This is a genomic window from Aeribacillus sp. FSL K6-8210 (assembly GCF_037963925.1).
GTDB classification, from domain to species: Bacteria; Bacillota; Bacilli; order Bacillales; family Aeribacillaceae; genus Aeribacillus; species Aeribacillus composti.
This window is the reverse complement of sequence record NZ_CP150172.1, coordinates 1615510-1629586: the sequence shown is the minus strand read 5'-3', so window position 1 is coordinate 1629586 and position 14077 is coordinate 1615510. Positions and strand designations below refer to the sequence as shown.

Sequence of the window (14077 nt, the reverse complement as noted above, 5' to 3'; positions counted from 1 at the left end):
CGCTCTTGCTTTTTTAGGTAGATGGTTTTAAAGCGGACAGCCGTCAGCTAAAAGTTCTTATAAAAAACGAAAAAGTGAGTGCTTGAAGAGGAGAAAGACGGATGTCAAAACATGTAAATGAAAAAACCGAAAAGTTTTGTGGTTAATTTCCCCAATATACAAGTGTTTAATAGAAGAGCAGAAAGACATTTTATGTACGTTTGTGCCATCATATAAATTTCAGTAGCATTGCATTAAGTTAATTTTAATTTGTCAAGCCCAATTTTATGTTAAATTTCATCTTTTTGGATATAAAAAAACTCCTTATAATTAGGATTGGCAGTCCTATCCAAATCCTAAGAATAAGGAGAAACCATTATGGATAAGAATACCACAGAATCCACAATAAATGAACTATTTAAAGAGATCGATCCAATAACTTTTTCAAAACTAATTAATGTGATTGACGTTGACAAATACATTAAAAAATTAACGGCGTATAAGTTTTTACAACTTTGTATCATCGCTCAGTTAAACGAATTGGAAAGCTTAACAAAATTGGCCAAACATTTGAAAGACAAGGAAGAGTTGCAGACATATCTGGAATTTGATGCAATTAGTACTTCGCAACTTTCTCGCAAATTAGGCCAATTATCCCCTCAACTGTTTGAAAAAGTATTTAAATATCTGGTCTTAAAGATCCAAGGGCAAATGAAAAATGCCCCGATCATCCGAAACATTGGTCGTCTTCTGGTCATTGATTCTACCACGATGAGCATGAGTTTGAGCCAATATCCATGGGCAACTTTTCGTAAGACAAAGGCTGGTGTTCGACTCCATTTAAAGGTTGTTGTAACGAAGGATATCACTGTTCCGGATCAAGGGATTATCTTACCCGCGAAACATGCCGATCGCACACAGATGGACGAACTCATTGAAATCGATCCAAATGCGATTTACTTGTTTGATCGAGGGTATGTCGATTACAAACAGTTCGACCGCTTATGCCGAGAAGGGGTGCGATTCATTACCCGGCTTAAAAAGAACGCAGAGATTGAAGTTTTATCGGAACGGATTCCCAATCCAGAACGTTTGATTTATAGGGATCAGATTGTCATTTTAGGAAATGACCGTAATCATACCAAAATGACTCATCCTCTCCGATTGATCGAAACGGTCGACAGCGAAGGGAATCCCGTGATCATCATAACCAATTGCTTTGATCTTTCTGCGGAAGAGATTGCAGATTTATACCGATATCGCTGGAAGATAGAGACCTTCTTTAAATGGATGAAACAGCACCTTAAGATAAAAAGATTTTATGGAAAAAGTCAAAATGCCGTTTACAATCAAATTTGGATCGCCCTAATCACCTATTGCTTACAGGCCATGCTCCAATTAAAAGTGAATCACGATGGTCCTTTATTAGAGATCAAGCGAACTTTACAGAATCTGCTTTTTAAAGGTTTTGACTGTTTTGTTCGCTCCCTTTTTAAAAAGCCAATTCGAACGTCCAACGGTCGGAAAAAATACCATTGGGAAAAAGATTTTGAAACCATCGTGTACCAATTTGAAGAAGGGGAGGTGGAACACCTAGACGATTTAGTTTATGATCCAATGTTTCTGTAATATATTACCAAATTGTGGAAATGGACTGCCGATTAAGACGTCATTGTCCTTTTAAGCTTGCTTAGAAAGATTGTATGTCTGAATATTCAGTTACATGAAATAACTGGAATTTTTATTGAGCTTGACAAACATTAAATTTTTTTATGCAACGCTACTGTATAAATTTATACGCAATCATTTGAAAAACATTTGATGAAAAAATTCGACTTGGATAATGTCATAATCAGAATTTTTCAGGAGCAGGTGCTGCAAGTGGCAGCAGTAAAGGGAGATAATAAAGAAATCAATTTGTAGTTAAAGAAGACATGTATTCGATTGCCAGAAAAAACAACGACATTCTTGCAATAAGGAAGGATTTTGAGCCGGCAAACAAAAAAAGAATGAGAAGAACTGTCTTGAGGCATTCTAGACAGCTGCTTCTCATTCAATTACCATGTAAGCTTCAAATGATTGTTTTTACTTGACTGGATAAGTTCAGTTCATTCTTCAGTAGATTTTGATTTTGCCCATGCGGATGAAACATTTAAAGCTCCGAATGTATATAAGTTTTCATTATTCTCCTAGCACTTTCTTTTCAAACCGATCAATATCGACGTCAGCTCCGATGACAATTAAAATATCTCCTGCCTTGATTACTTCTGTAGCTTGCGGCGATACGATAATTTCGTTATTTCGTTTAATCGCAACAATATTGATTCCGTATTTCGCACGAATATCGAGCTCGATGAGAGAATGGCCGGCAATGTTGCGGTTAGCAGCAATTTCAACAATGCTGTGCTCTTCCGACAGCTCAAGATAGTCCAACACATTGTTCGAAAGAAGATTATGGGCAAGCCGCCGCCCCATATCCCGTTCAGGGTGAACAACTGTATCTGCTCCTATTTTTGACAAAACCTTTTCATGATAGTCGTTTTGAGCCTTCACCGTTATATGCTTAACTCCTAGTTCTTTCAACATAATGGTTGTCAAAATGCTCGCTTGAATATTGTCGCCGATGGCTACGATTACATGATCAAAATTTCTGATTCCCAAGCTTTTTAATACGGCTTCATCCGTTGTATCCGCTACAACAGCATGTGAAACAATATTGGCAAATTCGTTTACTCGATCCTCATCCACATCAATGGCAAGCACCTCTGCTCCTTCTTCCGATAACGTTCGGCAAATGCTTCCGCCGAACCGCCCCAACCCGATTACGGCAAACTCCTTTTTCATCAATACTCCCCCATTACAACTTGAATGACATTATTCTTGTATTTCTTGGCCAAAATCAATCGCTTGTTTCAACTTTTGCTGCATAAACCCTATTCCTTTGCAATCGGAAAGAGGATAATGAAAAGCTGTCTTATTTGTAAACACTTGTTCTATATATGGACGGAATTTCTTTCCTCCCAAAAGAACAATATCATCTACATCTAACAAATTTTTTTCAACCGCTTGTTCCTTCAATTGGTTGATTGTAATTAATTCAGGATGCTTTTTCATGCTAAAGGAAACATTGTAAGGACCAGGCACAAAATCATTTGGCCGCAAAAAGCCATGCTTGGCAGACAAAATCACCCATTCATCGAAAAATTTTTTAGCATACGCCTGGCAAAGGCGGTGAAAAACTCCTATATACGCTTTTTCTGCGGAAACAGCACCTGCACTGGGCTCTTTATCCCATACTTTTTTTGTTCCGCAAGGTATGACACAAATCCTTCTCATTTAACATTTCACCTGTTCAATCGATTATTCAATTCATTCAAAATTTGTAAAATATCGTTATGAAAAACAAAATCAGCCCATTCATCGAAGTCTGTTTGTTCTTGGTTGACAATCACTAATACTGCTCCCATCCTTTTTGCCAAAAACGGTATTTCGTTCGCTGGCCGAACTGTTAAAGATGAACCAAGCACGATCATAACGTCTGCTTTTTCACATTCAAGCTCCGCATCTCTAAAAGCATCTTCCGAAAGCAGCTCTCCGAACAGTGTAATGGAAGGACGAATAAAGCCTCCGCAGCCGCAATAATATTGATTTTTCAAGTATACATCATTTAGAAAGCGTTGGCCGCAATTGTGGCAGTGAAACGTTTGAAGTGTTCCATGAAGTTCAATTACGTTTTTGCTTCCTGCTAAGAGATGGAACCCATCAATGTTTTGAGTAATAATCGATTGAATCTTCCCTTCCTTTTCCCATTTTGCCAGCAAGTAGTGTCCTTCATTCGGAGATTTGCTTTTATATAATTGAAGGCGTTCTTTATAAAATTGAATAAATTCATCACGGTTTGTCTCCATCGCTTCAATGCTTGCCAATTTACTCGGATCCTTTTTGCGCCACAAACCAGTTTTTGAACGATAATCCGGAATTCCGCTGGCAGTGGACATCCCTGCGCCAGTAAATACAACAGCATGTTCAGATTGTTGCAAAAGATCAGCGATTTCGGATATCAAAGCCATCTTTTTTCATCCTTTTTTATTAATTGTGAAAACAATTATTTTAACCTGAACTTACCATTTTTTTATAAATGAAATCAATAAATTCGTCAACAATTTCTTTGCGGAACCGTTCAGTCCGAGACAATATCGATAAATGCCGTTTAATTTCCACATCTTTTATTTTCAATTCATGTAAGTAGCCGTATTTCAGCTCTCTTGACACCGTAATCCTCGGCAAAAAGCCGATTCCCAGCCCGGATTCTATAGCAGCTTTTACAGCCTGCGTGCTTCCTAGCTCCATATAATAATTTATTTTATCTAACACCCCATATTTTTTTAAAGTATTTTCGATAATGAGACGGGTTCCTGAATTTTTTTCTCTCCAGATCATTTTTTCTTTTGCCAGCTCTTCAATGTCAATTTGTTTTTTCTCCTTCAAAGGATGCTCTCTTCCGCATACTAAAATAAGCTCGTCATCGACAAGCTTTTTTACATGAAAAATGCTGTTTTCTACAACTCCCTCTACAAATCCGATATCAATTTTGCGGTCAACAAGCCGATCAATAATGCCCGGAGTATTAGAAATCGCTAATGAAAGCTTTACATCTGGCACTTCTTTTTTAAATTTTCCGAGCAGACTAGGCAAAAGATATTCCCCAATTGTCAACGTCGCTCCGACACTTAGTGTAAAATCTTTGTGTCCGGTTATTTCCTTTACTGCTTCTTTTGATTGTTGAATTTCTTCCACAATATTTTTGGCAATCGGATATAACATTTTGCCGGCTTTTGTCAAAGTCATTTTTCCGTTCGAACGGTCAAACAATGGGGTTCCATAATAATCCTCTAGTTGATGGATTTTTCTCGTAACAGCCGGCTGGGACACATAGACAAGCTTTGCAGCACGGCTGATGCTCCCTTCCTCAACAACAAGACAAAACATTTTTAAACTTTCCAAATCCAATTCGGAATCACTTCCTTACAATTTAAACACTTAAAAACAACTTCATGCTAACACCTATCAGCAAAAAAGACAACATTTGCAAAATCCATTTTCCAGGCACTTTTGTTGATAAGATAGCTCCCAGTTGAGAGCCGATCATCACTCCTATACCGCCCCACAAGCAGGCCGTCCAATTAACATTCCCTAATGCAATTTGATTCAGCGCACCAACAAGTGAATAGATCGATAATGCAAAAAGAGAAATCGCAGTTGCGTCGTGAGGACGAATCTTCAATAAATAAATTAAAATGGGAACGAGCAACCATCCGCCGCCAATTCCAAAAAAATTCGATAAAGTTCCCAACAAAAGTCCGATGATGAATAAAAAAACAGCTTTTAAACGGTTTCTGCCCTCATTGAAAAAACCTGCTTTCATACTATGTTCCGGCTCTTCCGGAGCTTTTTTTAAAAGCAAAAACATCCCGAGCATGAATAAAGCAGCGGCAAATATCCAATAAAAAAAGTCGGGTGAAATAATTCCCAACAGCCAAGTGCCGATAAACGTTCCCGGGATGGAGCCGAAGATGATCGGCCAACTGATAGAAAAATGAACACGCTTTTGCCGTATATAATTCATCGACCCTGATATGGAATTGAGAAAAACCACAACAAGACCCGTACCAGCTGCAATTTCAGGAGGCAATTTCAACAGCAATAAGAGAGCAGGAACAAACACAAATCCTCCCCCTGCTCCCACCATTACCCCATAAGCGCCTGACAAAAGTCCAAGAGCGAGCAGCAAAACCATTTCCACCATTCAAGTTCACCTCTGTTAATATCCTAATTAAAGGGTACCAGTGAGAAGGATTGGTGTGAAATGCTTATTCAACATGGGGTATAACAAAATGTTATAGTTTGTGATATTTTTGTTTTTAGTGCTTCTAGCCTTGCCCATTTAGAAAATGTTATATATAATTAAATCGAAATCATTACGATTTAATACAACGGGGTACACATATATTTTGAAAGGAGTTCAAATCGATGAAAAAAGTCTTTTTTGCATTTTTAATGGCAATGCTTGCAATCTTTCCTATCGGCTGCGGCCAAAATAACAACAATGCTTCCGAAACGAACAATCATAATGAGGACAAAAACAATCAAAAAGAAATTGAAATTTATACAACAATCTATCCACTGACAGATTTCACTAAAAAAATCGGCGGTAAATACGTTCACGTCGAAAGTGTTTACCCGCCGAATGTAGAAGCCCACACGTATGAACCTACATTAAAAACTTTGGAAGCAATTGCGAAAACGGATTTATTTATCTATACTGGAGCTGGTATAGAAGGATTTGCCGATAAGGCAGAAAAAACGCTGAAAGACGGCAATGTCAAAATTGTAAAAGCAGCTGAAGGAATCCCATTATTAAGTGCGTCCGAAGATGAACATGACCATGAAAGTGGAGAAGAAGAGCATTCACATCATGAAGAAGATTCAGATCATGAAGAAGAACATGGGAACCAAAACGAAGAGGAACACGATCATGCACATGGAGATGTTGACCCTCATGTATGGCTTGATCCAAATAGGGCCATTACTCTTGCGGAAAACATCAAGAACGCTTTAACGGAAGCGGCTCCTGATCAAAAAGAATATTTTGAACAAAATTTCGCTCAACTTAAACAAGATCTTGAAGAACTGGATCAATCATTTCAAGAAACAATTAAAAAATCGAAAACAAAATATATTCTTGTAGCTCATGCTGCTTATGGTTATTGGGAAGACCGCTACGATATTGAACAAATTCCAATATCGGGATTATCTCCAACAGATGAGCCTAGTCAAAAGCAGCTTGTCAAAATCATTGAACTATCGAAAAAACATCATTTAAAACATGTGATCTTTGAACAAAATGTATCTGAAAAAGTAGCAAAAATCATCCAACAAGAAATTGGTGCCAAATCATTAACGCTACATAATTTAGAAAGTGTTTCGGAAACAGATTTAAACAATAACGAAGACTACTTCAGCATTATGAAACGCAATCTTGAAACGTTATCTGAAGCTTTAAATTAAATACTATTTGCACGCTTTTAGGGGGCTGTCCAATGAGTCTTTTTTGGCTTATTGATGCCCCCTTTCATGCTTTAGAAAACGTTGTTATATCGATGTTTATGAGTTTTTTGTTTTCAATGGAAATTTGACTTTCTAGACAGACCTTTATATATACTAAGTTTACATAATAAAACTACTGTAAATCGTTAAACTTTTTTATTTCATATTTTTGTAAAATCAAGTAAAATATTTAGACATACGAATAAATATGAGAGGAGAAACCAAAATGGAAGCAGCTGTTCAAAAACAGAATATGGGTCAAATTACATTATACAGAATATTATTTATTATCGGATTTGTTCATCTTCTAAACGATTCGATTCAAGCTGTTATTCCAGCAGTTTTCCCTATATTGGAAAAATCAATGAATCTTACATATATGCAGCTTGGATTCATTACATTCAGCCTTCAGCTAACGGCATCTTTGCTTCAGCCTGCTGTCGGGTTTTATACAGATAAAAAACCGATGCCTTATTTGCTGCCCATCGGGCTTACGTGTACGTTTTTCGGCATGCTGGGACTTGCTTTTGCACCTAATTATTGGATTGTTTTAGTTTCGGTATTTTTCGTCGGAATCGGTTCAGCCGTTTTTCATCCGGAAGGTTCAAGAGTGGTGCATTTAGCAGCGGGAGAACGAAAAGGGCTCGCCCAATCCATTTTTCAAGTTGGAGGTAATGCCGGACAATCTCTTGCTCCCATTATGACAGCTCTTATTTTCGTCCCTATGGGACAATTTGGCGCGATTTGGTTTACTTTAATTGCCGGCATGGCCGTCATCGTCCTTCTATACATTGCAAATTGGTATAAGGAAAAGCTCGACAGCCGAAAAAAAACAAGCGCAAAAAAAGCCGTTGTGCAAGTTCCTGCCGCTCGAAAAAAGCAAGTGAAAATTGGACTTATGCTGCTCATCTTCTTAGTTTTTGCTCGTTCATGGTATCATGCAGCAATCACTAATTTTTACCCTTTTTATTTAATTCATGAACATGGACTTTCCATCAGCAAAACACAGCTATATATTTTTATATTTTTAGCAGCAGGTGCAATCGGAACATTTTTAGGAGGGCCGCTTTCAGATCGTTTCGGAAGACGGAATATCATTGCTTTCTCAATGCTTGGATCAGCTCCGCTGGCGGTCATTTTGCCTTATGTGAATGAATTTTGGGCAATTCCAATAATGCTCATTAACGGCTTTATTATTTTGTCAAGTTTTTCTGTAGTTGTCGTATACGCACAAGAGCTAATGCCTGGAAAAATCGGAACTGCATCAGGCTTAATGGTCGGTCTTGCCTTCGGTTTAGGCGCTTTAGGATCAGTCGTGCTCGGTGCTCTCGCGGACTTATTCGGCTTAAAGCCAGTTATGATCGCGTGCGGCTTTCTTCCATTTATCGGCATGCTCTCCATGCTTTTACCTTCCGATCAAAAGCTGAAAGAATGGACATCTTAACATTTTTACAAGACAGCAGCTACTTTTCAATTGATGTGAAACAAAAGACAAAGTTGTTTTGACAATAAAAAAAGATTGAATGAAGTTAAAACCAATGAACAATTTTTTGTTCAAATGTAATAAATGAAAGCTTTTATTTGTACTAAGGAACGAATGAACACAGAAATAATAAAAGGCGTTTTTCGGCTGTCCATCAACTTTTCAGCCTGAGAAAACGCCTTTTGTGTTCTTTTATTCTTGAAAAGCACGGTCACCGAAAATTTTTAACGTTATATCATCTGCTGGAGGATTATGAAGACCGCATCTGACATCCCGATAGTAGCGCTCCAATGGGTATTCTTTTCTTAAGCTTTGTCCGCCTGCAATTCGCATGGCTAGGTCAACGACTTTGATCGCACTGTTTGTGGCAACATATTTTACGGCAGCCAGCTCATGCCCCATTTGTTCGTGTAAATGCGGCTGTTCATCCCATTTTTTCGCCACACTGTACATAAAATGCCGTGCGCTTGTAAGCTCCAGATCCATTTCAGCTGTTTTTCGCCGCACTTCCGAAAGTTCTGAAATTGGATGAGAAAGACTGGCAGGTTGATACTCTTTTGCATATTTGACAGCAAAGTTTCTTGCGGCGATAGCGATCCCGAGGTAGCAGGCAGGAATATGTAAAAGCCATCCTTTCGGAGTGGAAGGACTGAATGTAGCTTGTCTGATCGAAACGAGAGCGTCTTTTTCGACCTTTACGTTGTGCAGTAATAAATCGTCGCTTCTTGTCGAGCGCATGCCGATTGTATCCCATGTTTCTTTTATGGAAAGCCCCTCTGCTCCTTTTGGGACTAAATATTCGCCAACCTCACCTGTTTCTTCAATTGTTGCGGTTACAATAAAATAATCTAGAATCGGGGCCAGTGATGTGAACGATTTATGGCCATTAATAATCCAGCTGCTTCCTTCTTTTCTTGCCGTTGTTTTTGGTTTTCCGCCTCTTGCAGGACTTCCGGCAGCCGGTTCTGATGCACAGCTATTGATTAATTTTCCTTCAGCGACAATTTCTTCGCAAATGCGCTCAAACGTGCGTTCATCCCATTTTTTTGATTCGGATAAATCCATTACGATTCCATTATGCCACCCTAACGATAAACCTGTTGCGCCATCTCCTTCTGCAATTTTTTCTTGCACAAGCAGAAATTCATATAAAGAAATTTCATTTCCTCCATATTTTTTTGGCACAGTTAATTTCAGAAATCCTTCCGTTTTTAAATCTGAAAAGTTTTCAAATGGAAACGAAGATTCCTGATCATTTTTCGCTGCTCGCTCCGCGAACTTCTCCGCAAGTTTTTCGGCTTTTTCTCTTAATTCTCGATGCGATTTGTTGACAATAACCATTTCATCTAAAAAATTCATATTCTTCACACACCTGTTTCTTTTTCTTTCTTTTCTATCTCTATTGTAGCTCTATTATTCATTTTCGTTAAGCAATCCAATTGGTTTTATTTTAATTTTTTTGGTAAAATACAGAAAAAAATATGTAGGAAATAAAGGAGAATGATGATGACAACTTTCAAACAGCAGCTTGAAAAATATGCAGAACTTGCCGTCAAGGTCGGAGTCAATGTTCAAAAAGGACAAGAATTGTTCATTTCTGCAAGCATAGATGCAAAAGAACTCGTCCGATTTATTGCGGAAAAAGCTTATGAGGTTGGTGCAAGGAATATTCATATCGACTGGCAAGATGATGTTTTAACAAGATTAAAATATGAAAAGGCTCCTGATGACGTGTTTTTAGAATATCCTGAATGGAAGTCTCTCGAAAGAACTGCCCTAGCAGAAAGAAATGCAGCTTTTATTTCTATTGTGTCCCAAAGCCCTGATTTATTAAAAGGCATTCAGCCTGAGAGAATCGCTAATTTCCAGAAAGCGTCTGGAACGGCTTTAAATACGTTTCGCAGATACATACAATCGGATAAAGTCAGCTGGACGGTTATCGCTGCCGCAAGCGAAGAATGGGCGGAGAAAGTTTTTCCAAATGAAGAAAAATCGCTTCGAGTTGAAAAATTATGGAATGCTATTTTTCAAGCAACACGTATTAATGAGGAAGATCCGGTTTCTGCATGGAAAAAACATAATGAAAACCTTCATCAAAAAGTCGATTATTTAAATGCGAAAAAATATAGAAAGCTCCATTATCAAGCTCCTGGAACGGATTTAACTATTGAACTGCCTGAAAAGCACCTATGGGTGGGAGCAGGAAGCGTTAATGAAAAAGGCGTTTCTTTCATGGCAAACATGCCTACAGAAGAAGTGTTCACAGCTCCGAAAAAAGATGGGGTAAATGGTTATGTGACTAGCACAAAACCGTTAAGCTACGGCGGAAATTTAATCGAAAATTTTGTCATCACATTTGAACAAGGACGCATTACAAATGTAACAGCCGAAAAAGGCAAAGAAATTTTGAAGCAATTAGTCGAAACAGATGAAGGCTCTCATTATTTAGGTGAAATTGCTTTAGTACCTCATAACTCACCGATCTCAAAGTCAAATCTTTTATTTTATAACACGTTGTTTGACGAAAATGCTTCAAACCATTTAGCGATCGGCAGTGCCTATGCGTTTTGCTTAGAAGGCGGAAAAACGATGACAGAGGATGAATTGAAACAGCATGGTCTCAACACAAGCATTACACATGTTGATTTTATGATCGGAAGTGCAGAAATGGACATCGACGGCATTCTTCCGGACGGCACACGTGAACCAATCTTCCGAAAAGGAAATTGGGCGTTTTAAAAAAGGACCGGCTGATCGTTTCTCATGAAAGCCTTGCTTAAATATTGCACAACACTTATCTGAAACTGTACCGTACATCCTTGACGTTTGTTTCAGGCAAGTCAGTAAAAGCTCTATATTTCTCGTTTTGCTTATTTGCTGCATCAACATCATCATAGTATTTGTCTTCTTTGAATCGAATCGTACTTTATCATGCTAATGGGCGGTCATTTGACTTTGCCCTTTTCATTCTTATTCAAAGAAAAAAACAGCCAAACTTTATAATGATCCACTATGCGAAAAGGAGAACGTAAAAAATGGAATTGTCCATCATTTTAAGTTTTCTTGCAGCTTCTATTTTATTAACCGTTGCACCAGGACCCGATAATTTATTTGTCATTGCACAAAGCATGTCTTACGGCTTTCGAGCGGGGTTCATCACTTCTCTCGGACTTTGCACCGGACTTATCGGACATACTTTAATCGCATCTCTCGGACTGTCAGCCATACTCTATCAATCTACTGTTATTTTTACAGCTATTAAATCTGTCGGTGCGATCTATCTGTTATATTTAGCATGGGAATCTTATAAGGAAGGGAAATCAGCAGTTTCCGGTAAAATAGCAAATGTAAAAAGTCTTTCACTCTTTTCTTTATATAAAAGAGGCATCTTGATGAACCTGTTAAATCCGAAGGTGTCATTGTTCTTTTTAGCTTTCTTGCCGCAGTTTGTATCAACAAACAGCGGCCATGTTCAGCTCGACATGTTTGTGCTAGGTCTTATTTTCATTGTACAGGCATTGGTATTGTTTTCCTTATTTTCAGCATTAGCTGGCAAAATAAAAATTCTGTTTCAATCTAAAAAAACAGTTTCTGCTATTCATTACGGCAAATCTATTTTATTTGCAGTTCTTGGCGGAAAGCTGCTTTTTACAAAAATTTAGTAGATACAATGAGGGGGAACGTCAGGAGCGAAATTTTTTTCGCTCTAGTTTTTTTACTCTGCCCCCTACTTCATTTGTTTAGAAGATGAATGACCGAATCAACATCATTACTTTCCCGCACTATTTTTTCTTAAGGCAGTAAGATCGATTTTTTCAACATGTTTTAAAGCCGTCCAAACTCATTCTTTTTACAGCTTCTTTTGTCTGCTATAATTCTACGTTTATTAATCCATTTGTCCTCCTAAATAACTGAATTCTTCCTATCATCCTTCTCCCAAAAAACAAAATCGTCAAGCTGAATAATTATCATTCCAATCATTTGAAGGTGTTTATTCATTTTAACCTTCTAATTCGCATATATTTGTACAAATGAGAGGTGAACATGGTGAACGCAGAAAAAACTAAGCCGGCTCTACAAATAAAAACATTTTTTGAACATCGTTTGCAGCGGTTTCTTCAGCATCTTTTTTTATCGATCATTTGCGGATATATTTTATACTACTTAGTTAATTAAATGCAGAATAAACGCAGCGAATTCATAACAAAGAGACTTCACATTTTTAGTACGTGAAGTCCGAAACTGCCCATAATAAACAAACGATGACGAAAGCAAAAGCGCTGCAATCGGTATTTCCAGGGCTTTCCGGAAAGCGAAATCCTCAATATATCAACGTTTCTAAAACAATAATGAGGGCCTCTATTATGCGAAAAAACGAATTAAAGATACCCCTAAAAAAACATGCCTTGGCTCGCAAGCTTCTTTGAAGACGGAGTTAAAAAATTCAAATTGAAAAAGACCGCACAATTTCATTAATAAATTGTGCGGTCTTCATCATTTTAACAGCTCGATCCATAAGTAAAAAAGATTACTCAGTCTTCTCCTGTTTCTTTTTAAATGTTCGATAGACGAAGAAAAATATAATAAGCGCCAATAAAACAATTGGTAAATTCCCTACAACGAGCACAACAATCCAAGATGCCGCCTGAACAATCCAATGAATGCTTGTCAAAAATTGTTCTTTCGTTTTTTCCCACGTATTAAAATCCTTTGAAAAATTTTCATGAGATTTTATTTCTGTTAATTGCAGTTCAACTGTTGCATAGTCTGTTCTATTTTCAATATATTTTATTCTGCCCTTTAATTGTTCGATTTCTTCTTGGACAGCTGCCAAATCTTCCGAAATTTTCAACAAGTCTTCTGTTTTCTCAGCCGATTCCATAAATTTAAGGAGCCGAGCTTCAACCGCTTGCTTCGATTTCAATCGAGAGTTTAAATCGACATATTCTTCTGTTTGATCTTCACCAGTCATTTGCTCCGATTTGACTGATTTGCTTGCCTTTTTCACTTCCTCTATAAATCGTTGAAGTTCATTTTGAGGAATGCGGAACGTTACATATGCCTCGATCTTTCCATCCTGTTCCACTGCATTTGATTGAATGATATAGCCCCCTCTGCTTTCGGCCTTCTTTGTTAAGTTTGCAATCGTTTCATCATAGCTTACCACTTCTGCCGTTATATTCGCAGTGTACATAACTTTTCGTTCGTTTGAGTATGTGCTGGCAGCTGATTTCGCTTCAACTGTTTCCATTTCTCCTTTTTTTTCAATTTTTTTCTCTATCATGGTCTGATCCATTTTAGCACTTTCTACGGATGATTTTTGTTCTGAATTGCTGCAGGCGACCAAGAAGAGCAGCAACAAACCAATCAAGACTTTCTTCATTTTCATCATCTCCAGTTAATGACAGTTTATGGATTAGACGAAATAATGAAGCAAAGGTATCTTAAATAGATGAATAAAATGTGTGCAAACAAATGAAAGTGTGCTACTATAATAAACGTACTTGC

13 protein-coding genes are annotated in these 14077 nt (G+C 37.7%); 6 read left to right on the top strand and 7 right to left on the bottom strand.

Annotation, left to right across the window (positions count from 1 at the left end; all coding sequences use genetic code 11):
• Positions 1 to 357 precede the first annotated feature (357 nt).
• Positions 358 to 1608 (top strand): IS4 family transposase, encoded by a 1251-nt coding sequence (locus tag NSQ41_RS07875; protein ID WP_339192832.1) that lies wholly within the window; start codon positions 358 to 360, stop codon positions 1606 to 1608.
• A gap of 552 nt (positions 1609 to 2160) precedes the next feature.
• On the opposite strand, the gene NSQ41_RS07870 is transcribed toward NSQ41_RS07875, so the two are convergent.
• Genes NSQ41_RS07870 through NSQ41_RS07850 form a run of 5 tightly spaced genes read right to left on the bottom strand, consistent with a single transcriptional unit; the run spans position 2161 to position 5785 of the window.
• Positions 2161 to 2826, bottom strand: coding sequence for a TrkA family potassium uptake protein (locus tag NSQ41_RS07870; RefSeq protein WP_269467019.1), 666 nt, complete (start codon positions 2824 to 2826; stop codon positions 2161 to 2163).
• Between the two features lie 27 nt (positions 2827 to 2853).
• Complete coding sequence (locus tag NSQ41_RS07865) at positions 2854 to 3315, bottom strand: DUF6884 domain-containing protein (protein ID WP_130157983.1); 462 nt, start codon at positions 3313 to 3315, stop codon at positions 2854 to 2856.
• 8 nt (positions 3316 to 3323) lie between these two features.
• On the bottom strand, positions 3324 to 4049 hold the full coding sequence (locus NSQ41_RS07860) for an NAD-dependent protein deacylase (protein WP_339211383.1): 726 nt from the start codon (positions 4047 to 4049) through the stop codon (positions 3324 to 3326).
• A 40-nt stretch (positions 4050 to 4089) separates the two neighbouring features.
• Positions 4090 to 4989: a LysR family transcriptional regulator gene (locus tag NSQ41_RS07855; protein WP_063389634.1), complete on the bottom strand. Its 900-nt coding sequence runs from the start codon at positions 4987 to 4989 to the stop codon at positions 4090 to 4092.
• Between the two features lie 22 nt (positions 4990 to 5011).
• Positions 5012 to 5785: a sulfite exporter TauE/SafE family protein gene (locus NSQ41_RS07850; RefSeq protein WP_094245630.1), complete on the bottom strand. Its 774-nt coding sequence runs from the start codon at positions 5783 to 5785 to the stop codon at positions 5012 to 5014.
• A gap of 224 nt (positions 5786 to 6009) precedes the next feature.
• On the opposite strand from NSQ41_RS07850, the gene NSQ41_RS07845 reads away from it, so the two are divergent.
• Both NSQ41_RS07845 and NSQ41_RS07840 read left to right on the top strand, forming a co-directional pair.
• Positions 6010 to 7047 (top strand): metal ABC transporter substrate-binding protein, encoded by a 1038-nt coding sequence (locus NSQ41_RS07845; RefSeq protein ID WP_339211381.1) that lies wholly within the window; start codon positions 6010 to 6012, stop codon positions 7045 to 7047.
• Positions 7048 to 7312: 265 nt separating this feature from the next.
• Entirely contained in the window at positions 7313 to 8530 is a 1218-nt protein-coding gene (locus NSQ41_RS07840; protein ID WP_066251268.1) for an MFS transporter, read from the top strand.
• Positions 8531 to 8761: 231 nt separating this feature from the next.
• Here the strand turns inward: NSQ41_RS07840 and NSQ41_RS07835 are convergent, their stop codons facing one another.
• Complete coding sequence (locus tag NSQ41_RS07835; RefSeq protein WP_339211379.1) at positions 8762 to 9928, bottom strand: acyl-CoA dehydrogenase family protein; 1167 nt, start codon at positions 9926 to 9928, stop codon at positions 8762 to 8764.
• 147 nt (positions 9929 to 10075) lie between these two features.
• On the opposite strand from NSQ41_RS07835, the gene NSQ41_RS07830 reads away from it, so the two are divergent.
• From NSQ41_RS07830 to NSQ41_RS07820, 3 genes are all read left to right on the top strand, one after another.
• Entirely contained in the window at positions 10076 to 11308 is a 1233-nt protein-coding gene (locus tag NSQ41_RS07830) for an aminopeptidase (RefSeq protein ID WP_339211376.1), read from the top strand.
• Positions 11309 to 11604: 296 nt separating this feature from the next.
• Complete coding sequence (locus NSQ41_RS07825) at positions 11605 to 12231, top strand: LysE family translocator (RefSeq protein ID WP_339211374.1); 627 nt, start codon at positions 11605 to 11607, stop codon at positions 12229 to 12231.
• Between the two features lie 382 nt (positions 12232 to 12613).
• Positions 12614 to 12745, top strand: coding sequence for a hypothetical protein (locus NSQ41_RS07820; protein WP_339199760.1), 132 nt, complete (start codon positions 12614 to 12616; stop codon positions 12743 to 12745).
• Between the two features lie 352 nt (positions 12746 to 13097).
• On the opposite strand, the gene NSQ41_RS07815 is transcribed toward NSQ41_RS07820, so the two are convergent.
• Positions 13098 to 13952 carry a DUF4349 domain-containing protein gene (locus NSQ41_RS07815; RefSeq protein ID WP_157727941.1) on the bottom strand — a complete coding sequence of 285 codons (855 nt, stop codon included), beginning with the start codon at positions 13950 to 13952 and terminating at the stop codon, positions 13098 to 13100.
• Between the last annotated feature and the right edge of the window lie 125 nt (positions 13953 to 14077).